28 protein-coding genes are annotated in these 22,641 nt (G+C 46.4%); all 28 read right to left on the bottom strand.

The window, feature by feature from the left end; all coding sequences use genetic code 11:
* Positions 1–60: 60 nt before the first annotated feature.
* Positions 61–417: a winged helix-turn-helix domain-containing protein gene (locus ACTNB8_RS09965; RefSeq protein WP_441054284.1), complete on the bottom strand. Its 357-nt coding sequence runs from the start codon at positions 415–417 to the stop codon at positions 61–63.
* Positions 418–488: 71 nt separating this feature from the next.
* Entirely contained in the window at positions 489–1,586 is a 1,098-nt protein-coding gene (locus tag ACTNB8_RS09960; RefSeq protein ID WP_441054282.1) for a hypothetical protein, read from the bottom strand.
* A complete protein-coding gene (locus tag ACTNB8_RS09955) occupies positions 1,564–2,463 on the bottom strand; it encodes an ABC transporter ATP-binding protein (protein WP_441054280.1) in 900 nt (299 codons plus the stop codon). Before ACTNB8_RS09955 ends, ACTNB8_RS09960 begins: the two co-directional genes overlap by 23 nt.
* On the bottom strand, positions 2,448–3,221 hold the full coding sequence (locus tag ACTNB8_RS09950; protein ID WP_441054278.1) for a hypothetical protein: 774 nt from the start codon (positions 3,219–3,221) through the stop codon (positions 2,448–2,450). The genes ACTNB8_RS09955 and ACTNB8_RS09950 overlap by 16 nt, the downstream gene beginning before the upstream one ends.
* Positions 3,218–3,751 (bottom strand): RNA polymerase sigma factor, encoded by a 534-nt coding sequence (locus ACTNB8_RS09945; RefSeq protein WP_441054276.1) that lies wholly within the window; start codon positions 3,749–3,751, stop codon positions 3,218–3,220. Before ACTNB8_RS09945 ends, ACTNB8_RS09950 begins: the two co-directional genes overlap by 4 nt.
* Before the next feature lie 674 nt (positions 3,752–4,425).
* Positions 4,426–4,695 carry a helix-turn-helix domain-containing protein gene (locus ACTNB8_RS09940; RefSeq protein ID WP_441054274.1) on the bottom strand — a complete coding sequence of 90 codons (270 nt, stop codon included), beginning with the start codon at positions 4,693–4,695 and terminating at the stop codon, positions 4,426–4,428.
* 126 nt (positions 4,696–4,821) lie between these two features.
* Positions 4,822–5,241 carry a hypothetical protein gene (locus ACTNB8_RS09935; protein WP_441054273.1) on the bottom strand — a complete coding sequence of 140 codons (420 nt, stop codon included), beginning with the start codon at positions 5,239–5,241 and terminating at the stop codon, positions 4,822–4,824.
* Between the two features lie 524 nt (positions 5,242–5,765).
* The gene (locus ACTNB8_RS09930; RefSeq protein ID WP_441054271.1) at positions 5,766–7,586 is read right to left on the bottom strand and encodes a lysozyme family protein; all 1,821 of its coding nucleotides are present in this window, start codon (positions 7,584–7,586) and stop codon (positions 5,766–5,768) included.
* Between the two features lie 33 nt (positions 7,587–7,619).
* Positions 7,620–7,982 carry a hypothetical protein gene (locus ACTNB8_RS09925; protein ID WP_441054269.1) on the bottom strand — a complete coding sequence of 121 codons (363 nt, stop codon included), beginning with the start codon at positions 7,980–7,982 and terminating at the stop codon, positions 7,620–7,622.
* 39 nt (positions 7,983–8,021) lie between these two features.
* Entirely contained in the window at positions 8,022–10,364 is a 2,343-nt protein-coding gene (locus ACTNB8_RS09920; RefSeq protein WP_441054267.1) for a VirB4-like conjugal transfer ATPase, CD1110 family, read from the bottom strand.
* Positions 10,357–10,797, bottom strand: a complete 441-nt coding sequence (locus ACTNB8_RS09915; RefSeq protein ID WP_441054265.1) for a PrgI family protein — start codon at positions 10,795–10,797, stop codon at positions 10,357–10,359. The genes ACTNB8_RS09920 and ACTNB8_RS09915 overlap by 8 nt, the downstream gene beginning before the upstream one ends.
* An 8-nt stretch (positions 10,798–10,805) precedes the next feature.
* Entirely contained in the window at positions 10,806–11,249 is a 444-nt protein-coding gene (locus ACTNB8_RS09910) for a DUF4313 domain-containing protein (RefSeq protein ID WP_441054263.1), read from the bottom strand.
* Positions 11,250–11,261: 12 nt separating this feature from the next.
* Positions 11,262–12,104, bottom strand: a complete 843-nt coding sequence (locus ACTNB8_RS09905) for a hypothetical protein (protein WP_441054261.1) — start codon at positions 12,102–12,104, stop codon at positions 11,262–11,264.
* Between the two features lie 65 nt (positions 12,105–12,169).
* Positions 12,170–12,565 carry a hypothetical protein gene (locus ACTNB8_RS09900; RefSeq protein ID WP_022279583.1) on the bottom strand — a complete coding sequence of 132 codons (396 nt, stop codon included), beginning with the start codon at positions 12,563–12,565 and terminating at the stop codon, positions 12,170–12,172.
* 16 nt (positions 12,566–12,581) lie between these two features.
* Positions 12,582–14,318 (bottom strand): VirD4-like conjugal transfer protein, CD1115 family, encoded by a 1,737-nt coding sequence (locus tag ACTNB8_RS09895; protein WP_441054324.1) that lies wholly within the window; start codon positions 14,316–14,318, stop codon positions 12,582–12,584.
* A 26-nt stretch (positions 14,319–14,344) separates the two neighbouring features.
* Positions 14,345–14,605: a DUF4314 domain-containing protein gene (locus ACTNB8_RS09890; protein ID WP_441054259.1), complete on the bottom strand. Its 261-nt coding sequence runs from the start codon at positions 14,603–14,605 to the stop codon at positions 14,345–14,347.
* A 47-nt stretch (positions 14,606–14,652) separates the two neighbouring features.
* Positions 14,653–14,961: a hypothetical protein gene (locus ACTNB8_RS09885; protein ID WP_027642811.1), complete on the bottom strand. Its 309-nt coding sequence runs from the start codon at positions 14,959–14,961 to the stop codon at positions 14,653–14,655.
* Positions 14,962–15,089: 128 nt separating this feature from the next.
* Positions 15,090–16,031: an ArdC-like ssDNA-binding domain-containing protein gene (locus ACTNB8_RS09880; RefSeq protein ID WP_412422085.1), complete on the bottom strand. Its 942-nt coding sequence runs from the start codon at positions 16,029–16,031 to the stop codon at positions 15,090–15,092.
* Positions 16,032–16,036: 5 nt separating this feature from the next.
* Positions 16,037–16,849, bottom strand: a complete 813-nt coding sequence (locus ACTNB8_RS09875; protein ID WP_412422083.1) for a PcfB family protein — start codon at positions 16,847–16,849, stop codon at positions 16,037–16,039.
* A gap of 5 nt (positions 16,850–16,854) precedes the next feature.
* Entirely contained in the window at positions 16,855–18,156 is a 1,302-nt protein-coding gene (locus ACTNB8_RS09870; protein WP_441054256.1) for a relaxase/mobilization nuclease domain-containing protein, read from the bottom strand.
* A 6-nt stretch (positions 18,157–18,162) separates the two neighbouring features.
* Positions 18,163–18,471, bottom strand: a complete 309-nt coding sequence (locus tag ACTNB8_RS09865; RefSeq protein WP_412422080.1) for a plasmid mobilization protein — start codon at positions 18,469–18,471, stop codon at positions 18,163–18,165.
* Positions 18,472–18,544: 73 nt separating this feature from the next.
* Positions 18,545–18,928, bottom strand: a complete 384-nt coding sequence (locus ACTNB8_RS09860) for a DUF6329 domain-containing protein (RefSeq protein ID WP_441054254.1) — start codon at positions 18,926–18,928, stop codon at positions 18,545–18,547.
* Positions 18,929–19,141: 213 nt separating this feature from the next.
* Positions 19,142–20,080: a hypothetical protein gene (locus ACTNB8_RS09855; protein WP_441054322.1), complete on the bottom strand. Its 939-nt coding sequence runs from the start codon at positions 20,078–20,080 to the stop codon at positions 19,142–19,144.
* A 149-nt stretch (positions 20,081–20,229) separates the two neighbouring features.
* Complete coding sequence (locus ACTNB8_RS09850; protein ID WP_441054252.1) at positions 20,230–20,613, bottom strand: DUF3789 domain-containing protein; 384 nt, start codon at positions 20,611–20,613, stop codon at positions 20,230–20,232.
* A 151-nt stretch (positions 20,614–20,764) separates the two neighbouring features.
* Positions 20,765–21,061, bottom strand: coding sequence for a hypothetical protein (locus ACTNB8_RS09845; RefSeq protein WP_117994214.1), 297 nt, complete (start codon positions 21,059–21,061; stop codon positions 20,765–20,767).
* Positions 21,058–21,381 (bottom strand): DUF7768 domain-containing protein, encoded by a 324-nt coding sequence (locus ACTNB8_RS09840; RefSeq protein ID WP_117994217.1) that lies wholly within the window; start codon positions 21,379–21,381, stop codon positions 21,058–21,060. The genes ACTNB8_RS09845 and ACTNB8_RS09840 overlap by 4 nt, the downstream gene beginning before the upstream one ends.
* Positions 21,382–21,456: 75 nt before the next feature.
* Positions 21,457–21,825 carry a DUF3848 domain-containing protein gene (locus ACTNB8_RS09835; protein WP_195549148.1) on the bottom strand — a complete coding sequence of 123 codons (369 nt, stop codon included), beginning with the start codon at positions 21,823–21,825 and terminating at the stop codon, positions 21,457–21,459.
* Positions 21,818–22,630 (bottom strand): DNA-methyltransferase, encoded by an 813-nt coding sequence (locus ACTNB8_RS09830; protein ID WP_243272195.1) that lies wholly within the window; start codon positions 22,628–22,630, stop codon positions 21,818–21,820. Before ACTNB8_RS09830 ends, ACTNB8_RS09835 begins: the two co-directional genes overlap by 8 nt.
* Positions 22,631–22,641: the final 11 nt, after the last annotated feature.

The following is a 22,641-nucleotide window of genomic DNA, read 5'->3' as shown; positions in this document are numbered from 1 at the left end:
CAACCAAGTGCTAAAAGCAGCAGAGGTGGCTCAACAATAAAACCTCCCCTGCTGCTTCTTTTATACATCAAACTTGTATCCACTACCTATTACAGTCCGTATATACGCACCGCCCAATTTTTTTCTGATCTGACTTATCACGATTGTCACTGTTGCTCCACACTTATCACCAGACTCTTTCCACACTGCCTCATAAATTTGTTCCTTCGAGAATGCCCATTTTGGATGCTGAGCTAAATAAAGTAATGTAAAGAATTCATGGTGAGTCAAAACTACAAGCGCGTTGTTGTAATAAACGGTTTGCTCACGAATATCAATTTCCAAATTAGAGAAAGTTAAAATATCCGGAATGTTTGAGCATTGTTGAATATATTTCATTGTCGGCTCATTATCTACTACTGCAAGGACCTTATTCATAATATGTTCCTTTGAATCAGAAAAAAGCCATTACCATTATTCTTTCTATAAATACCACCTACCTTGCATGATTATGCGATTACTTGATGTCTTTTAAATGTCTTTTTTATTAATACATAAAACACCACACCAATCCCTAAATTAAATACAATCATAATAATCGGCTGTATAATCCCCGCATAGGTTTTCATTGCTGCAAATACCCCATTGATATGAAGCATGAAAATCGGGCAAATCTCCTGCATTTTTTGCAAAATCGGTATACTATCTGTAAAATCGAACAGTACAGGCAGGAAAGATACAATACATGAAATGATCAATGCCGAAACCGGGCTTCCCATCCTTGCAGACAAGAATAACGTAATCACTGTCAAGGCCATAATCCCTAATATATTCAATGCTACAGAAATTAAAAACATCTGTAAGAATGTAATTGCATAGGTCGATGAAGCGTAATGCAAAGATGACTGAATGCTCACATTCCACCCATCAAATCCATAAAATCCACCATAAAGAACAGCATAAAAGAAAAGATAAACAATATACATTCCGACTACTGTTTCCAGTGAGGCAATTACTTTTGCAGTTACTAACTTTGTTTTCCCATAACGTGCTGCACAAATCACGCTATCTGTATGGCTGGAATATTCTTCTGCAAAAACCGGAGATAAAGCAATCACTACTAACAGGCACATGAGTAGGCTTAAAACTCCGCCCATTCCTGACAGCATAAGATCCCATCCGTCACAATAGCCTAAAATAACAGATTTACTGTTTGGATATGCAACTTGAAGTTCTTTCAAACTTCCATCCGGATTCGTTACATATTCCAAAATAGCCGCCTGGTCACGATAAACATGTGTGGCAGCAAATACAGAATTTTCATCCCTGCCCTTTGTGGCATTTTCAGCCTCATTCAGTTTCTGTTGTATTCTCTCCAAAGTATCTTGTGTCAATTCTCCTTCAAAAAGACCAGCAATTTCTTTTCTCTGTTCCACAGCTGCAAAACCGCTTACTGTGCTCATCTTACCTGTATCATAATCATAATATACTGAAGCATAATTAAACTGTAAAAAGAAGAAGTAGGCCAATGTAAGAATAACCCCGGCAATAAACAAAATCTTTGTCGGTTTTCTTAACATAATTTTAGTTCTTTCTGCTTTTATCATATCCTTCATGTTCTGATTCCTCCGCAAAATAATACAAATACAAATCTTCCAGTGTCGGTTCTACATTCCATGCACTTTCGCAAGGTTTTTTCTCTGAAATAATCCGTAGTCTCTCTGCACCATTACTATGCCTGAGATTTGCTGTAATATATTCCATTTCCAATCTTCCTGCTTCCTTATGTGAAACTTCACACTCCCATACATAGTTTTCGATTGGCATCAGTATTTCCTCCGGTGGTCCTTGATGAACCAATTTCCCTTTTTTCATAATCAGGATTTCTTTCGCGATATATTCAACATCCGATACGATATGAGTTGATAAAATCACAATCCGATCTTCTGCTAATGCACTAATTAGGTTCCTAAATCGTACACGTTCTTTTGGATCAAGCCCCGCTGTAGGCTCGTCCAGGATCAAAATTTTAGGATTATTCAAAAGGGCCTGTGCAATCCCTAATCGCTGTTTCATTCCACCGGAAAAATTCTTGATTTTTTCATCTTTCTGTTCCAGCAGGTCCACTTCTTTTAACAATTCCAACGTACGATTATGTGCCTTTTTATGCGGCAGGCCTTTGACCGCCGCAATATACATAAGAAATTTATATGCGGTAAAATTAGGGTAATATCCAAAGTGCTGCGGCAAATATCCTAAAACATTACGGTACTGTTCACCCAAATCATGAATATTTTTCCCATTCATTAGAATGGCACCTTTGGTCTCTATCTGGACATCGCATATCATACGCATTAATGTTGTTTTTCCTGCTCCATTTGCTCCTAATAAGCCATATACACCATTATTTAGTGTAACATTGAAATTGCAAACAGCTTTTTTACTTCCATATTCTTTTGTGAGATCTTTTATTGTAAGTTCCATGTCAACTCTCCAATCATTTTTTCATACTTCAAATATTTCTGAATTGCTTTTGCTAAAAAGATAATGGATGATACATAAAACACAGCCCACATCCATATCATTGAAGTTTCAAACAAAACCTGCTGTCTTAAAATAAATGAAAAAGCAATCATAAGACATACCATACAAGCAATCAAGTGATAGGACTCTTCCGATTTTTCTCCTTTTGTAATCGTGACCAGATAACTGGCACAGGATATATTAAGGGGAACTATTCCGTACAAAATCATTCCGATGATGGGGTTCTGATAATAATAACTCATTAAAACCAATACACCTGTTACGAAGAACAAATCAAACAACCCAACAATCATCATTCGGCAAGCCACCAATTTTACTAATTGACACCGGCTTGACTGTTCGATCTCCCACATATCATAAGTATTACTTTTGGAAATCTGCTTCACCCCTAACAGTACAATAAAAGGAATTGTAATTGCTAAAACAGTGAGCGGATAATAAAGCTGGACCTTGAAATGTCCTAATAAGCAAACCGCTGCTACCACTGCCATAAGGAATCCTATCTGGACAATCCAAAAAGAAAACGGAAGATATTGTAATTGGCTCAAGAAAACATTTCGCAGAGAGTTCTTATTAAACTCCGGACCTTCCATGTAGCTTTTCCCCATAGAAATTAACTTTTCCATTCTATTTTCAGGTTCTTCTGGAACTTCATAATCCTGTACCCATTGCTGCAAATCGTCTATTTTTTTGCTCATACAGTATCGCCTCCTTTAAAATCAGCCAAATATCGTTGTAACTTCTTCAGACCTTGCTGTAACCGGGATTTAACTGTCGGAACGTTCGCATTTGTAATAGCTGCAATCTCTTTTATTTTAAGGTCATAATAAAAACGCAATATAATGACCTCTTTTTGATAATCCGGCAATTCATTGACTGCTCTCCTAACGGCATTTCGACTTTCCTTCCGTATTACTTTTTCTAAAGAACTATCTGTCTCATCAACCATTTCCAAAGTTTCTAAATCTACACATGCGGGTTTTTCTTTTTTGAAATAATTGTTACAGGTGTTAACCGCAATCGTAAGAAGATAATTTTGAAATTTTCCCAACATACGAACCGCCTGGATATTCTCCAACAATTTCAAAAAAACATCCTGCGTAATGTCAGCTGCAGTATCTGCATCTCCATTTAAGCGGCGATAACAAAACTGATAGATAGATCGGTAATATTTACGGACTAATGTATCAAAAGCTCCCGTATCACCCGCCTGTATCTTTTTAATCAAAATAAAATCTTCGATGTCATGTCACCGCCTCTCTGTAAAACGTCTTACACTTTATATACAACTGACCCCCCGAAAAGGATTTAAGTTTTTAAAAAAATTTTTCAATCCTATTTTACACAAAGAATATCCATCGGTAAATTCCCCTTTTGCACACTTTTGCATTTATGAAAAGGTATATAATATAACATCTTTCTTATTCCAAAAAGTCAAAATAAAGCCTTTCTTATTCCCACTATCCCTTATAAAAGTCGTTCTTCATTTCTTCCAGAAAAACAGACCTATTTTTGCCGAATTGTTCGATACATTTTCGCATAACCCTATTATTCAACTTTTTCTCATATCTCCATCCCCACTCCAGAAACATATCTGCTTTCCGAATTTCAATAAAACATACATTCATTCTTTAAAAAAATAGCCCGGAAGCTTTAGAAAATCAATGCTGTCCAGCAAACGAATCTGCTGTCTTGGCATAGAGCATGGACCGCTTTCGCACCCCCTCATCCTTTCGGATTTCCTAAATTTCCGCGCTTTTTGTCTTTAGTTTTGTTAAAATATATATTCCCTGAAAATACTATATATTGTATTTTAAACTCAAATTTTCATATCTTTTCTACTTGATTTCGTGTCACAAGAACGGACTATTTCAACATACGCCGCCTTACTCAACTAAGAGCCTATTCCAATCCTACATCTCCTTTCACTACCCTCTCCGCTTCCTCCAAAGGAAAGTTCGGTATCTCCTCCAGCAGATTCAACGCTATTGCCTGTTTCAAATCTTCATCCACATAACACTTCACGCTGCCATCCGGTTGCTTCTCCTTCACTGTGGCAAGCTCCGTCATATAATCATCATAATGCTTAAGAATCTGTTCTGTTGCCCACCTTTCCCCGGCAACAGCCGCTTTGATAATTTCATACGTCAACGTATTCTGCTGATCGCCCATAGTTCCATACCTCCAAGCTGATATACTGCTAACAGCATACCATATCTGTGAGAAAAAAGCATCCGTCAGTCCAGCCGACAGATGCCTTCACACCCTAATATAATTTCTCTTTAATACACTTTCTCTTTAATACACCTCATCAAAATATCCAATGAACACCGACATCCGAAGCAGCCCATCTTTCATCGAAAACGTCACGTTCTCCGCCCGCTCTGCAATCTCTTTTAGCAGCGTCAGTGCCTCCCGGTCACAGAACTCAAAATGCTCCAGGTATAGATCAATGGCAGCCTGCCATTTCTGATAATCCACCTCGCCCCGGATTTTCCCTCCGAACTGTCTCACATAGGCGTCACATTCGGTAAGCAGATATTCATAATCTGCTTTCTCCTTTGGAACCACACGCTTTGGGATTTTGTCCATTTCTTCTTTGTATGCCTGAAAGAATCCGATGTCTTTCAATGTGTCCAAAAAATCCTTTCTTTCTGCCTTATCAGCCCTTTCCCGGAATTCCTCTCCATAGTCTTTTTCGTATACTTCATTTTCCATGTTTCGCACCCTTTCCTGTAGAACAATTTACCACTACGGGTAGGATGTTACCATAGATTTCTTATTATTCGTTGTCATGGAAGATAACTTTATTGGTCTAAATTGATAAGTTTGTTAGTCTGTCATCGTGTGGACATTACAGCCCTATTTGCACCGTGTGCATCTTTTAATTTTGCTTTTGAGGGGTGTGCAAGGGTGTGCATAATTTGCACACCCCCGTGTTCACCTGCACCCGGTTCAAAGCAAAAAAATAGCTCCGGTGGTTCATATTTCACCGAAAGCCTGAAATTACATTATTTTTGAGTGTTCATGCTCATTAAATTGTATCAATTAGGTAGTTTTGATTTCAGCAACCGCAAATTCAGATTGATTAATGGATATCTCCAAAAAAGAACTAATCTTCTGCTTTAGAGTTTCTTTTACTATATAAATAGCAAGAACAAATTGCGGAAACATGGCATCCTGCTATTGCCACAGGACGCCACATCTCCCTTTGTTTATACTTCTTTCCTATATATTGCCACTTAATATGACACCACACCATACCCCATGATACAGGAATAATTAAGATCATAGTTGTTCTGCTTTACCGCATTTCCGGAATTCCCTTCCACCGTATAGACTCTGCCGCCTTCGCTTTTTTCCACGATACCTACATGGTCGGACTTTCCATCTCCATCCCAATCAAAGAAAATAATCATCCCGGCAGTCGGTGTACTTCCACGGGCCTGCCATTTTCCTTTCCCCTGAAACCAATCTACACCGTCTGTGCAAAGGGAAAATCTCGGCACCGCTCCGCTCTCTATCAATCCGCTCTGGTCCGCACACCATGAAACGAAACAGGCGCACCAGCTGACATGGCTGTCAAATCCATACCATGACCAGAACTTGTCTCCGCCCACATTCCCTAACTGCGTCAGTGCCACAGATACGATCTGCTCATTTCCGAACAGGGCTGCAAACGGATTTCCCCCGGAATAATAGCGAAGCACATGGGGGACATACTCCGGATCCCCGTACCTTGCCCATCCATGGGAAGCTGCCTGCTGTTGGGAAAACAGCAGTGCATTGGCTTCACTGTATCTTCCATAATTGCTCACAGCCCACGATATGTACCCGTTTCCATAGTTATATCCCTGCAGCGACAATTTCAGCTTGTCCATATCCTGCGGGCTGGTGCATCCGGCCTCCCGGACGCAGTCTGCATAATACTGCACGCCCACCTCTATGGAATATTCCGGATCCGTAATGGCTCCGGGACTGTTAGGGTAGCGTGTATTATAAGGACATTCGCTGGACTGCATCGGATCCGTTCCATTTCCTCCGGATTCCTGCATCATGATCGCCTGGATCACGGGGACATATTCAGGGATACCATATTGGCTGGCATATTTCTGGATCGTTGCTGTGTAAGCCAGCACCTGCTCACTTAAAGATGCACTGCTGTTCTGCGAGGAACTGTAGGCAAAGACACCGCCAATGACACCAACAATCAAGATCAGAACAATGAACATGGAGCCGGCTCCGGCCGCCAATGCGACAAGCCCATTTCGGACGGCTTTGACTGCAGCCTCCACCGCGCGTTTGAACCGTACCACTGCGGATGCTGTCTGCTCTGCCCGTCTTGTACTCTGCTGCATATTATGGATAGCAGTCCGCTTTGCAGCCTTGGCCGCCTGAGCCTTTTTCTGTGCAGATGATATCTTTTGCACTGTATTCCCTGGTTCTTTTTGGGACTTTATGATCCGGGGTGCTTTTTTCACTGATAGCCTTTCTGCTGACTTTGCCTTGGGAGGCTGCCTGGATGCCTGCTCCCGCACGGTGCGTCTGACGTTTTCCCTGGTACGGATCATCCGGTCTCTGCCCGTTCTGCCTGAGTTCTGTACCGCTGCAGTTTTCTCTGCCTGCTGTTCCAACGCCTGTTTCTGTGCTTTTTTCTTCGCCGCATCTTTCCCGGCTCTTTCTTTTGCGAGTGCCCGCCCCTTTTCCACAGCACCCTCGGACGGCTGCCCGGAATGAGGCTCTTTCCTGTCTCTTTCTGCACCAGCACGTTTTTGCAGATTTTGATAGGTCTTTTTGGCAGTCTGTTTCCCGGCCGTATAAGAAACCTTTGCGGCTGTCCAGCCGGTTTCCCTGGTGCCTCTTTTTAATACAGTTTCCACTTTATCACCAGCATACCCGGCTGGAGAATCCGGCTGGTCCACCGTATCGGATACTCTGGATCCTTGGAGAGATTTTTCCTTTGCTGCAAGCCCTGCCTCCTTTGCCAGCTCTTTTGGCATACGGGAAGCCTTTTCCATGATCTTCGGTTTTCGGTCATGCTCTCTTGTTTTGATATCCTTCATATCTCACCTCCCATCCGAATATCCTGGAACCGCTCACCGTTCCGGAGTGTTTTTGTGCTTTGTCCCTTTCTGGAGTTTCGGCAGATATCCTTCCAGTTCCTTGACCGCATTTTGTACCAGCGGATGGTTCGCATAGGCAGGGATCAGTTCAATGGATTCCTTATCAATCTGATCTGCTACTAAAAGCGGCCAGTGCATCCCGGAATAATCCGGTATTGCAGGATCCTGCAGCTCAAACCCGATACCGGGGATGTTGCAGGCATTCCGTTTCCGTATTTTTTTGTATATATCCACTGCCTGTGCCAGTGTCAAATCCTCATAACACTCCGAATAGTTTTCAAATTCCATACATCCGGCTGTATAAAACCGGATGCTGGCTGTTTCCTGTTGCTCCATACTTCCTCCTTCCCGGCATCAATGCCTTATGTTTTTTAACTAGTTCAAGCCCTGTGCCTCCCCCGGTTTGGTCGTCATCAAACGGTATAGCGCTGTATTTTTCGGGAAACTGTTCTCGAATGGCACGATATTGCCGGAACAGCGGATCAGGCCATGGCCGGCGCCCACGTTTGTGATATACGATAACTGGTTATCAGAAATATTCAGAAGGTTCGCCAGTTCATCCCTGTCAGTCGTTGCCTGATTCAAGAGGATCAAAAACTCACTGTTTGCCAACATCAGCCTTGCGGTATCCGATTTTAAGAGTTCCTCCACATTCTGCGTCAGGCCCGTCACAAAGCCGGAATACTTCCGGATCCTTTTATACAGGCGATAGAAAAAGTCGGCACTGTACTCATACCGGAAAAGCAGATAAAATTCATCCGCAAAGATCCAGGTTGTCTTTCCCATCTTCCAGTTCTGGATCACACGGTTAAAAATGGAGTCCAGGGTGACCAGCATGCCAAGGGGCATCAGCTGTTCTCCAAGTTCCCGGATGTCGTAAGCAATGATCCTGCTCTTGGTATTGACATTGGTCGGCTGTGCAAAGGTGTTCAAACTTCCGTTGATGAATAACTCCGAGGACAATGCCAGCCCTCTGGCTTCTTCCTCCGGCTGGAGCATCAGCTGGCGGTAAAGGTCCTTTAATGTCGGCACCTGCATCTGGTATCCGCTGCGGATATAATCCCGGTAAACATCTGCCGTACAGCGGTCGAGGATGGATTTCTCCTTGGCTGAAAGGTTACCTGCGCCCACCAGCTGTTCAAATAAGGACAGGATGAATTCCGATTTCTCGATCAGCGGATTCTTATCATTTCCGTAGGCAGAATCCATGTCCATGGCATTTAAGTGCGTATCCGATGTGGCTGAGATCTTAATGACCTCGCCATTTAACGCTTCCACAAGGGGACCAAATTCCGACTCCGGATCCAAGATCAAAATATCGTCCTCTGTGGATAATGCCAGATCCACGATTTCCTCTTTTGCTGAAAAACTCTTTCCTGATCCGCTGACACCCAAACGGAACGAGTTGCCGTTTAACAGCCTTCTGCGGTCTGCCACCAGCATATTCTTACTAACCGCATTCTGCCCATAATAAATACCACCCGGCTGCATGATCTCCTGTGTATGGAATGGGATCAAAACCGCTGTGGACTCTGTCGTCAGGGTACGCAGTGCATTGATCTTTCTAAGCCCATACGGAAGCACCGTATCCAGCCCGTCTGCTTGCTGCCATTTCAAAGTCGAGAGCTGGCAGAGATGCTTTCTTGCCACAGACAGAAGCGTCTCCGTATCCGAGTCCAGCTGTTCTTTGGTTTCTGCCATGTGTACCATTGTCAGAAGCCCGAACATCATGCGCTGGTCCCTGGTCGTCAAATCCTCCAGCATTTCTTTTGTCTCTTTTCTCTGAAGCTCCATATCGTAAGGAACCACTGCAGAAAAGTTATTGTTCGCATTCTGCCGCCTCTGCCAGTTTGTCACGTTGGTCTCCACCCCAAGCAGTTTGTTCTGGATCTCACGCACCGCTTCATCGGTCGGCACTGGCAAAATATCAATAGACAGCATCAGGTCCCGGCTGAGATCACACAGTTCTGAAACCATGTCATCTTTTACATAGCTGGCGTAATCCTGCATATACAGCACACGCCCATACCTTCCATTGATCCGGAAATGGTCGCTGCGAAACTCCATGCTCTCCGGGCAGATCCAGTCCTTAAAACTATGCCCCTTCTTTGCAAAGGCTTTTAAGTCAAAAGGAATGGCAGACGGCTCATCCGTTTTAAAGAAATCACGGAACAGCTGGAGCCGCTCCCCCGCATCCAGTTCTTCCGCTACCGAGGACAGCTTTGCCAAATGGGTGACGATGTCCGTTCCCACACGCGCAAAGTATGTCCGGGCTTCATCCACGTTCTTTTTATGGATGCTGATGGTAAGATACCGCTCCTGGTAGATACTGTTGCTGGTGCCGCTGACTTTGGACAGCAGCATGTCGTTATATTCCTGGCGGTAATGGTCCAGCCCGTCCCCTTTCATCGGGATCAGCAGGGAATGTTCAAATTCTTCTTTGTTGATCCTGCGGTTGTTCAGCGTGATCTTGGCGGACGAACCGGAATCCAGTGCATTCAAAAGTTCCGAATAATCAAGGAACATCTCTGTCTTATCCGCTTTGCTTGCGATCGCATAATTGATATCCGTAAACCGGAATGATTTTGAATATTTATTTCCCACCTGGAAGATACCGTCCGGCCAGATCCTGCGGATCGGAACCGCCTGCTGGACAGACTTTGGAACCCGAAACCGCTCCTTATCCATTTTTAATGCCTGGCTCAGTGTTTTAATCAAAGGCATCCCTCCTTCCTTTTTTCTTCTTCACTCTTTTCTTTTTTTCCACGTTCTCCTTTTTCCGGGTGACAGCCGTCCCGTCACCTCCGGTACGCTCCCCTGCAAGGATGCTTTCTTCCATGCAGGAATAGTAGAGATTTTCCGGCTTGAAACTCAGCTTTTTCGGGTACAGAATTTCAGATTTTATAAATGCCCATAGAAACTGTTCTGCTGTCATTCCGTGATATTTGAAAAATCCACAGGCAGCAAACGGGGCTGCCCCAAGCATGCACAGCCATCCCTGGATCTCATCGGGCAGGCGCCCTTTCGTCCCAAAATAAATGGCTACCGCCGCAAGGATCGCCAGCACAGAAAACGCACACTGCCGGAAATTGAGTCCAAAAAACATGGATTCCTGATAGTCCCGGATCTCCTTATTCATTTTCACTTCCATATTTGTCCCTACCTTTCTTTCTGCTCATGTTTTCTTTTCTTCGGTTTCGTTTCTTTCTCCGGGGCATCCTGCTCTTTTCTTCTCTGGAGATATTCCTCTACGCCTTTCGGATCAAAGTCTCTTAATCTCTCCATGTCAAACGCCACCTTTGCATAGGTACAGTAACCGGAAAATCCTACTTCCGGCAGGATGTCACCCAATTTATGCGCTTTAATAAATCTCAGCTTCTCTTTGCTTGAAAAATTGTCGATGTATGCCTCATTTGGTTCGGGCGGGATCATGCTGCTCATAGGCAGGTTCACTGTCAGATCCCCGAATTGTTCGAATCCTTCTTCTGTTTTGCTATAAAGCCCGATATAGAGGCACCCGTTGTTTGCATAGGACGCCACTTCAAGCGCCAGTTCCTCATGCCCGAACTCCCAGTCAAATCCCAATGTTTTTACTTCATCCATTTCTATATCCTCCTATAATCCCATGATCTCCTTAACGATCCGGTCAGATGCTTTGACCGCTCCTACAAGGATCAGCAAATTAAATACCAGCTCTCCCACATAATTCCAGACAATCGTCACGGCCGACAGGCTGGTATCCGACACGGCCGGCATACTGGATGTGAACACTGAAAAAATGATGCAGGCCAGTGCGATGATCGCACCCTCCAGACACACGCCCGCATAGGAACGGATAAAATTCTTTCCTACCGATTGGGACGGCTCCCCTGCAAAAGTTGAAAGGGGGATGGGTGCAATGGCGGTATACATATACAGCTTGAACATCCGCCCATAAACAGTCAGGATCATAATAAAAGACAATACCGTAATCAGCAGACTGCCAAGCAGCGTTACGATCCACAGCGGGATAGAATCCAGCATGCCTACGGATTCCACCTTTTCCACGATCTCCGCTGGCAGTTGGGACACTGTCCCGCCGGACATGCTCGCATTGGCTAAAATCGTTGTGACAATGCCCTGTATGATAGAAAAGAGTGCTTTCATGAGGTCCATGCCATATACCACGGCTCCCTGTGCTAGCGCAAAACGGATGAATGCTTTCAGCACATGCTCCGGCTTTTTCATCTCCGTAAAACTGCCGCAGGTCTTGATGATCCCCATAGCAAAAAACAGAACCAAAAGCCCCAGGGCTATGGCTTTTAAGGCACCATTGATATTTGTCATCACGCTCCAGATTGCCCCGCCCTTAAAAGACTGTGTATCCTGTGTCAGCAGTGTCCAGATTTCATTTAATTTGTCATTCCATGTATTTAATGCAGATTGCAGGTTCTGCACGATCCAGTTATCGCTTTCCATTTCCTATCTCACCTCCTTCGTGTGATAAAGGGCGGACAGTGTTCCTGCCCGCCCGCTGGCATCCCTTACGCCATAATCAGGTCAAGGATTTCCTTTGCGAAGGTAATGATGATACCGCCTGCCAGTGTCAAAAACCCGTTTGCCCTCTGGCTCGGATCATGGCTCTTAAGGCTGAGGCCCACCTGCACGATACCAAAGCCCAACAGGATCAGGCCGATAGCCCGGATCAGGGAGAAAATGAAAGTCGACAGGTTGTTGACAACCGACAGGGGATCCCCTGCCGCATAAGCGTAAGTCGTACACACATTTCCGATAAACATCAGCACAGAATAAACAGCAAACAGCTTCTTCTGCACCCTGCTCATCGGCATGGATGAGGTTTCTTTTTTGGCCTCCTGTCTGCCAGTTTCCTCCATGCAGCCCTTTTTCAGTTTCATCTGGTTCAATAAATTGCATTTCATCGGCATCCCTCCATTCTTAAAAAAGGAACTGCCCTCCGATGATGTCCTCATCAGAGAGCAGCTCATAATCTTCATATCTGCCCGCATCAAACGCAAAGGTGTCATGGGCCAGCGGCGCTTTCGCATAATTGTACGCTTCTGCCCCTCCGTCCTCTGTCAGCCTGATATTCGGGTGTTTCATCAAATCATATTTTTTATCTTTCATGGCGCGTTCCCCACGGACAAATAAAAGGGCATACTGGTTGTCCAGCATACGCACTTCATCCGGCATGAGAAGCTCCCTTCCGCTTTGCTGGAAGTTTGTAGAATAACTTCCAGACCGTCCCTTTGTCTGTCCATATGTGTTGGTATCGATGGTTTCTTTTCCAAGCAGCTCCGAGATGTATTTATGCGTTTCTTTTTCATTGCCGCCCAGGTATAACAGCTCATCGCAGTTCCCCACCAGACTTTCCCAAGAGTCTTTGAAAAGCGCTTTGATCTGGCTCATATTCTGCACGATAATGCTGCAGAAAATCGAGCGTGACCGGCAGGTACTCAAAATTTTCTCGAAATCATCGGGCAGGGCTACGTTCGGCCATTCGTCCATGATGCAGTTTACCGGGATTGGCAGCCTGCCCCCATATTTGCGGTCGGCCACATAATAAAGTGTTTGGAAAAGTTGGGTATAGATCATACCCACCAGATAATTAAGGGATGTATCCGCATCCGGGATACAGCAGAAAAGTGCTACCTTTTTTTCTCCCATGCTGGCAAGATCCAGTTCATCATGGCAAGTTAAATTTGCGATCTGAGGCAGGTTGAACGCTGCCAGCCGGACACCTACGGAAATCAGGATAGACTTTGCGGTCTTTCCTGCAGCCTGTTTGTAAATATGATATTGCTTTACGGCAATGTTTTCCGGATCCCGCATCTCCAACCGCTCAAACAGGATATCCAGCGGTGACTCGTAATCTTCGTCATCTTCCTTCACCTGGGCAGACGCCAGCATCTCCATGATCATGGCAAAGTTCTGTTCCTCCGGCGGTGCTTCATGCAGAAGGTACAGCATGAGTGCCTGTAGAAGCGCTGTTTCACTTTTCTCCCAAAATGGATCCGAGGACTGCGCCCCCTTTGGCGTCGTGTTCCGGATCAGGTTTGTGATGAGCTTCAGCACATCCTTATCATCCTTCACATATTCAAACGGATTATAACCGAAAGAGGTATCCGGATTGATCAGGTCAAATACCCGCACCTCATATCCGGCTTTTTCCAGAAATCCACCCGTTTTCCGAAGAAGTTCCCCTTTAGGATCCGTGATTACCATGGAGCAGTTTCCCTGGAGGATATTCGGCAAAGCGTATGTCCTCGATTTCCCCGCTCCGCTGCCGCCCACGACAAGGACGTTCAAGTTCCTTTTGTGACGGTAACAGTCAAGCCCCATGCGGAAGTTCTGCGTAAACAGGACATTGTTGGAATAGGGTTTCTCCTGGTACTTTTTACACAGCCGTGCGGCGTCTCCCCATTTTGCCGATCCATGTTCCTCTCCCCTACGGTAGTTCCTTCGGTTCGCATAATAGATGCCAATGCCAAAGGCATACAGCAGGGTGCAGATCAGGATGGACTTCAGAGTATATTCTGTATAATGAAGCGATAACGGATGCTCCATCTTTTCCGTAAGCGCCTCCAGAATTTCAAACAGATTCTGTCCTGGTGAGATGGCATCTGCAAGAAGCGCCCCTGCCCACCACACAAATGGCAAAGCGGCAAGCCAGATGATCCACTCTGACTTGCCGCTTTTACTTACCGGGAAGGTTCACCCCGCTCTTTCTTTGGCCGGCTTACCACCTGGAAACTATCCACTTCCGTATTTAATGCCAGTGACCTCCCATTTTCCCAATTCACATGGATCTGGCCGATGTCATCCACAAAAGATACCGTCCCTAAAAGTCCGGACGGCATTCCCTTTTCTCCATCCATGCAGCCCAGGCGGACTTTTGTCCCTTTGGGATACCTCTGCTTAATGCCTTGCGCCTGCCTGCTCAGTCTTTCCCATTCATTCATGGCATTCCTCCTTTCCGATCAAAAAAGACAGGCATCCCGCCTGTCTGTTACCGTGTCCGATAGGTCCTGTACCTTGCGTTCATGATACGCATTAAAACCGTATCGATCCCATCGGTATATCTTCCATTTTCAATATAAGTATCTCTGAGCCCATTTAAAGCCTGTACCGCTTTTTTATGTTCTCCTTCTGTCAGATAGAGCTTCTTATCCTTGTGGCCGGCCAGCCGCAGGATAAGATCCCCCGTCTCTTTTGTGGATGCGCCCGCTTCTTTTTCTTCCCGGAACACATCCCGCAGTGCATGCACCAGCATATTGACGGTAATCTCATCTGTTTTTACACATCGTCTCTTTTCCATCCTCCGGCCTCCTTTTTCTGTTCTTCCTGACCACAACATACCACACCCATCAGCAGAAAGCTACTTACTTTTCCAGAAAAAAAACACTTTTCCGAATGCCCTTTTTCCATCCGCAAAGTACCTGTTTATCAGCGTTCCGGCTGTTTTTTCTCCTTCCCGGATTTTACTTTTCCATCAGAAACAGCAAACTCATCTGCAACAAATTCCTGTTCCTGCTCTCCAAGGTTGCGGTTCAAATGATTGCTGATGCCATAAGCGGCATTACGGATATCCCCGATAAAGGCGCGAAGCTCCTTTGGATCCTTATCACCGTTGCCCTGCATCTCACATACCTTATTAAAATTGAAGCCGGAAGTATCCACGCCGTATTTCTGTGCAACTACATAAGCTGTACAGAACGCTTTGGGCGATACCTTCTGACGGGCATAGCTGCCATCGTGGGCATCCATGGCGGCGCAGGCCAGTTCCCGGTTGATGGCATGAAATGTTGTTACTTCACTCATGCCATTTCTCACATAAATGGTGCGCTGTCTTGGGATATACTGCGCCTGCACCCCTTCCGGCAGATTATCCGCAATACGGATCGGAACATCCGGATTTGTCAAAAGCGCTCCCATGAGGGTTTCCATATCCTTTGGCTCCGGCGGGACTGGCGGCTTCATGCGGATCTGGCTGACGTCATACGCCTTTCCGACATTCGTCCCCTGCATAGTGATCCCGTCTTTTTCATAATCCTGTGTAATTAAAAAGCGGTATCCATGCACGCCTGCCCGCAGAGAATATCCTTCCTCTTTCACTTTCTCAAATGTCATGACCTGCCGGATCTCCGGATTCTGACTGTAGAGCAGAAGCAGGTTTGGCGTTTTCTGCGGCTTGCACTGTGCCATAAAATCAAGGAAGCCTTTTAAGGAATCTCCATCCTTAAACACGTCCTGGGCTTTGGTATCAATCTCCGCCCATACTTCTTCACGCTCCTGCTTTTTTAAGGCAGCATATTCCTCTTTGCTCATACGGGGCTGTTCCTCTGCTACAGGCTGCTCCCCTCCCGATAAAAATTTCGATAAATCCATTTATATCACCTTCCCTTCGTTTTTGCTTTTTTTCTCTTTTTCCTGCCAGCCGAGCGGTTCTGGCTTCGGCTTTTGCTGTTTTCTTTCTTTTTCGCAGACTCCTGTTTTTCCTGCTTGATCTGATCCAGTTCTGCACGGACAGACGGTTTCTCCTTTCCCTCTGTCTTTTCCGGCACATTCAATAGATCCTGTTCAGACTTTTCCTGCCCGGTAGAAATATCTTTGCTGCGCGAGGAAGGTTCGGACGGATTCCTTTCTTCCTGCGCCTGCATAAAATTTTCCGGTTCCGGCACTGGTTCCTCAAACCCAAAGTCCTGCTCCATATCCCCAAGTTCAAACTGGATCTCGCCCTCCGGCATCTCCACTGTCTCAGTCGGGGCCTCTGGCATTTCCTGATTCTGCTCTGCTTCCATTGCCACTTCCTGAACAGCTTCTCCGCTTTCAGATTTTAAGAAGTCAAGATTCATCTTATCCATGACTCGGTTGACTTTGGCGGCATCATCCGCAAATACCATGATTTCGCACTGATCCGGATTCTTTTTGTCACGGATGACAACATATAACAAACCTCTTTTCTTTCCCTCACGGGCAAATTCTTTTAAACGGTCAGACGGCACCGTAAAAAATTTCAGCGGGCGGTTCTCCTTTAACATCCGCACCATGCGAGTCTTGCCATAGGTTTTCTTCTGGTCCTTTAGTACCGCCGCAAAAAATACAGCAAGATTTTTTGCAAGCGTACCGGATAAGCGCAGGCTATAATCAATCCCTTCCAACGAATAACGGACGACCTGGTCTGCCGCATCTCCACCCAAATTCATAGCTCTCACCTCCCCTCTTTCTGTTCCTGATGTTCTTTTCCTGCCTGTTCGCAGGATTCTTGTTTTTCATGTTCCAATTGCTGCTCCAGTTCCCTCATCCTCTGCTCGATCTCCAGCGAGTGCTGCTCGATCTTTACACACATGCGGATATCTTTCCGCAATGGCTTCAGCGTGTCTGTAATCTCCTGGATCCGCACAGACTCCGGCTCTGCCCGGTACAGACGATGGCGTTCTTTCGTAAGGGCCAGCACCTGCTGTTCTAACGGTTTCCGGTAACTTTCTAATTCTTCCCTGGTCGTGATCCCATGTTTCTGCAGAAATTCCATCTGTGCGATCCGTTCATCCAATCGCCGGATATCCTGCCGCACCACATAAGGGATACGCTTTGGTTTCCGCTTGAGAACCCCCATCTGGTAAAGATAAGAATAATAAAGAGCCTGCAGCCCATGAAGTTTTTTCCGCTTTGCGGGATTCCCTTTTCCAGCCTGTTGCCCTTTTGGAAGCTTGGGCTGTAAGATCCATCCCCGAATGGCTTCCTCGGTGTAATTTTTTCCAAGGCTTTTCAGCCTCACATACCGCTCCATGCCCGGAGCGCACAGGGCAATATATTTCCGGTTCAATTTAAAGGAATATCCCTTCTTCTCCATCATGCTGATAAACTGCCGCCAGCTGAAGCTCTCCGCCACAGTTTCTTTAATATCCATACGGATGGCGGTTCTCCAGGTTGGCTTTCCTTCCTGCTCTGCCTGCCATTGGGCGTAAGGTTTCCCCTTTCCGCCTCCCGGCTGGATAATGGACAGGCCGTATTTTTTACACAATCCATCGGATATCCTCCGCACATCCTCATAATAGCTCCGGCTGTTGCTGTGGTATTTCCTGCCATCTTCCATGCTGACAGAATTAAACACCAGATGGTTATGGTAATGGCTGGTATTCAGATGCGTGGTAACCACGACCTCATACTTCCCTTTCAGAAGCTGCTCTGCCAGTTCCATCCCGATCAGATGTGCAAGTTCCGGAGATACCTCCCCGGCCGCAAAACTCTGTATCAGATGATATCCTTGGACGCCATCCATTTTGTGGAACCTGCGCTTGGTTGCAAACATATCCGCAAACGCATCCTCACGAGTACAGCCGATGGCATCTTCAAATACCATAGTTTCTGTCTTATCCCGGTTCAGGGCATAATCGATGGCTTCCTCCAGTGATCCGGCCGAGGCCGCAGGCTTTGTGGTCTTTTCCTTATCTTTGATATAGTTGATAGAATTATCCAGACGGTGGACAGGTATGATGCTGGTATATGCCATAAGACATTACCATTCCTCTTTCACGATCTGCCATACTTCTTTGGAAATCCGCAGCATTTCCCGGACACTCTCTGTTTCCGCACGGCCGGTAGCATTTGCCACATGGGCCAGCTGGTTGGCATTGTTGCACAGCCCTGCCACCTTCCGAAGCAGATCCGCATGATGCTCACAGGGTTTTGCCCGCACCTCTGCCCCCACGATCAGTGAACGGAGGAATTCTTCCCTGGACAGCCCGCTCCGCTTTACCTGCTCATCCAGCAGGCGCAGCTCCTTTGCATTGAGGCGGATGGGTATCACATGATTTCGTTTTCTCATCCTTTCACCTGCTTTCCGTTCTTTCATTTTTCTTTTTCACTTCGGCCTCCCGCCAATACTCCATTGGCAGATTTTAGGACAAGTCTGCCTGTGCCAGCACCTCTTTTCCTTCAAGATCGATTCTCCGGCAGTCCGGCACAAATGCGGCATATCTCGGATATGCATATCCTTCCGCTTCTATCAGGATGCCTTCCCTGTACCCGGAGGTTGTTACAAGGATGCAGTGCATCCTCCTGTCTCCCGGAGCCATATACATGGCGTCACGGTTGTCATATAGAAACCGATAATACCCATACAGTTCACCAGAAAATTTTTCGAACTGCTCCCTGGAAAGCTCTGCGATTTTTTCCACTTCAAAACCGTAACGGGAACTCCCATAGTAGTGTTCTTTTAAATCCTCCATGTTGATAGGTTTCCTTACAAATTCTGCAATGTGATTCTTTTTTGCATCTTCCACTTACATTTCCCCTTTCTTCTTCAGAATTATGAGGGCAGCAAGCAGCGATACAACGATGGTTCCTGCAATCACTTTCTTTTTCATAGCACACCTTCTTTCCAAATTAAATTCCGGGCGGAATGAAAATAACTTCGTTTCCCATGAACCGCCCGGTCTGTCTTTTATTTAAACCCATTTATAATCTTCACCCCATTCTTCTCTCTATCTGCTGTATTACCGCACCGTCTCGTCTCTGCCCGGACTCTGCTTGGCTTTCGGCTGCAGGTCGCGGGGATGCTCTCCTGAGAGCGGCCTGATAAAATCGATCCTGCCAGCGGCTGAGATTGCCTGATGATTTAACTGTCTCTGCCATGCGCTGACACTCGGCGCCCACTTAAATCCATTCTGGCGAAGTATCTGCCGTTCTTGGGCGGGCGGTTTTTCTTCAAAGAAAAGCTGCAGACGGTTCATTTCCTGATTTGCCACGGCCTTTCCTCCGGCAAAATCCCATCCCTGAAATCCTACCTCCGCATATTCTTTCAGCTCTGCAATGCGTGATCTGATGCGCCGAATCTCTGCACTGTTATTTGACAGCGCATAAGAGGCAAACGGCTTATCTTCCAAATGCCAGGGCTGTGCCATGGATACCTTGAGTTTTTCTATCTCCACCGCACTAAGTGCCGGACATCCATCCAGTGTCTTATGCTTTCGGTAATATGCATTTACCTCTTTCATGGTCTGTTGGGATTGCTCCAGCCCCTTCAGCTTTTGTTCCAGCTGCATGACCGCATGGGGATGGTCTGCACTGATCCCTCCCATCCCCGTACCTTTGATCTTATCCAGAAGCCCCTGCACCTGCCGCCATTCTTCCATATTTTTACCCCTGGCGATATTCTGCTTTTCTTTTTTTCCCGTTGGGAAATTCGCAGGCCCGGCAATCATAACAGATGGCACACGGGCATCGATTTCAAATCTCTGGTTCATGTTGTCTGCCAGCTTTCGGGCATAGGTATCTACCAGTGCATCGATCTTCCCATGGTAAATGGGATCTACTTTTTCTTTCTGGCGGTTTGCGATCTCCACCGCCTGATCCACGCATCTTTGGTATTCTGCTGTGGCAGTTCCTTCATGATAGCCGGAAAAACTATTCATCTCTTTCGCCCTGCGCGCCATATCTTCACGGATTGGATAATAGATTACATTTCTTTCCTGCCCTACTGCCAATTATGTGCCTCCTTTTTCCAAAAAATAAAACCAGCCACAAGGCCGGTTACGATCATTCCTGCGATTATCTTTTTCTTCATGGCACACCTTCTTTCTGTTCATTTAGTCATGGCCGGAGAAACCACGATCCCCCGTATCTGCATCTGGAGGGCAAATTCTGCCATCTGCCACTTCACGCCATTGATCTCGGCATGGTCCTGATCCAGATAGCGGCACACGCCTGCCACGGTTTCTCCGTCACCATACATAAGAGTTACACAGTCCCCATCGGGAATGGTAAACAATAGGATACCTTTCGGATCCGTAAAGCGGATTGTCCTGCCACCTGTTTTCGGCAGGGCAGTATCCGACACCTGCCTGCCCTCTGGCTCATAAATGCCATCCTCCTCATCCGCCTTTTTGGCTGCAACCGCAAGGCAGGTGACAACAACTCCAAAACAACCGCCGACCATAGCACCTACAAATACACCAATCATTCCCATCTTTTTATTCTCCTTTCGTTCACGGGGGTTTGGGGTTCTCCCCAAAGTGCGTTTGGATATCCAAACGCTATGCTTGCCAAACCAGTCGCACCGCCTGATTCAGTCACTCAGTCAGAGTCAGTGATTCTGATTTGCTGTATCGGTTAATAATTCACCGTGCCATCTGACGGTGCTGACTCCGGCGCTGTATCGATACCATCCTGGCATAATCCACCGCTATATCGATCAGCACCGCTTTCTCATCCTCACCGCCCTTCACTCTGTCCAGATAGGTTTCCAGACTCATGACTGGCATATTTTTTATTCCTTCCTTTTCCATGACCAGCAGGGCATTCTTCTCTCCGCTGATCTCTGCTTCTTTGATATGAACCTGATACTCCTGATAGCCCATTGGCAGGTATCTCCGTATCCCGGTTCCTATCATCTGATAAAACTCTGCCCGGTTCATTCTGCCTCCTTGATCTTTATCAGCCCATCCAGTGTCGTGCAGATGATATGGAGCCTGTCTGCCATGCTGATCTCACTGTTCATGGTGCCAGACACCTCTTTCCCGCAGACCACCACCATCCGGCACCTCTTTAAGATCAGGTGGGACATCTTGGTTTTATCCTGCTGTTCCTCTGCTACGCCATCATCCAAAAATGGTGCAAATGCATACTGCGGACAGATAGGGACATAGCCCAGTTCATAAATCTTCCGGCAGTATTTCTGTACTTTCGCCCTGCCCTCATCCGCAGGGCAGCACACATAAGCCAACGCCTGTTCCATTGTGCGCCTCCTTTCCGGCATCCACATGGATGCCTATCTTTTTCTATCAGAAGGAAAGGACATCCATGTGGATGCCTACCGCTCCTGTCCTGACAATATCTGCTCTGTCTTTACCATGTATTTCCGAAATTCCTCAATCAGCTCTTTCAAGCCTCCTGGCGGCAGGCTCCCATGCTCCTGCCATTCTTTATATATATCATCCAGCAGGTTCGGGGATTTTAACAAAGCCCTCACACTCGCTGGAGAATAATCCGTGCCGGAAAAAGCGGCAGCAATCTCATACCTGGCGACAATCTCATGGGCTGATTCATAAATTTCCTCTGGTGTTCTTCTGAGCATTTCTTTATAGAAAACCGCCAGCTCTGATTGCACCCTTTCATAGAGTTGGTGATTCAGTTCCCTTTTTCGCTCCCGATAATATGGATTCATTTCACTCTCACGCATTTTGTCCGTCATTCTCTCCAGCGGCTGCATTTAAGGCAAACTGCACACGGTCAGTGCCAAGCTTATAATAAGCGTCTGTCACTTCAATGCCCACTGCCTCATATCCTTCTTCCACTGCAGCAAGGATCGTTGTTCCTGCCCCGGCAAACGGATCCAGGATGCGGCCTCCCGGCTCACAGATCTGGATAACATCTTTCATCAGCTGCAAGGGCTTCTCCGTCACATGGATGCGGTTCTGCGGATTCCCATAACGGAAAACGCCGGGTAAGCAGGATACCGGACGGTTCACAGGCATCGGACCATTGCTCCCCCACACGATATATTCAGCCTGCTGACGAAAGCGGCCCTTTTGCGGACGGGAATTCCCCTTATCCCACACAGCAGTCCCTCTCCAGATCCAGCCTGCCCACTGCAGGGCATCGGTGATGGACGGATACTGCCTCCAGTCAATAAACAGGCAGATGGGCGCGCCTTTCTTACACGCTTTTCTCGCATCATACAGCCACTCTGCCATCCAATGGGTCCAGGAACGCTGGTCTTTGTTATCCCCGTCAAAATCGGGCAGGGCATTTTCTGCCCGCATGCTGCTGTACTTCTGGTTGGTGGTACGGTTGCGCTCATTCTGCTTCGTACCACCGGAAGCATACGGCGGATCTGTGATCAGGGCATCAAAAATTCCCGGACGGAACGCCTGTACAAGCTGCAGCGTATCTCCATGCAGGATACGCCACCTGTCACCGCCGACAGACTCCACCGGGAATGTCCCTTCTTTCATCAGGTTATCAAGTTGCAGGTTATTCTCCATAGGCATCATCC

This window comes from Blautia sp. HCP28S3_G10 (assembly GCF_052065235.1).
In the GTDB taxonomy this organism is placed as follows: Bacteria; Bacillota; Clostridia; order Lachnospirales; family Lachnospiraceae; genus Blautia_A.
Note: the sequence above shows the minus strand (reverse complement) of the source record. Positions and strands in the feature narration are given on the sequence as shown.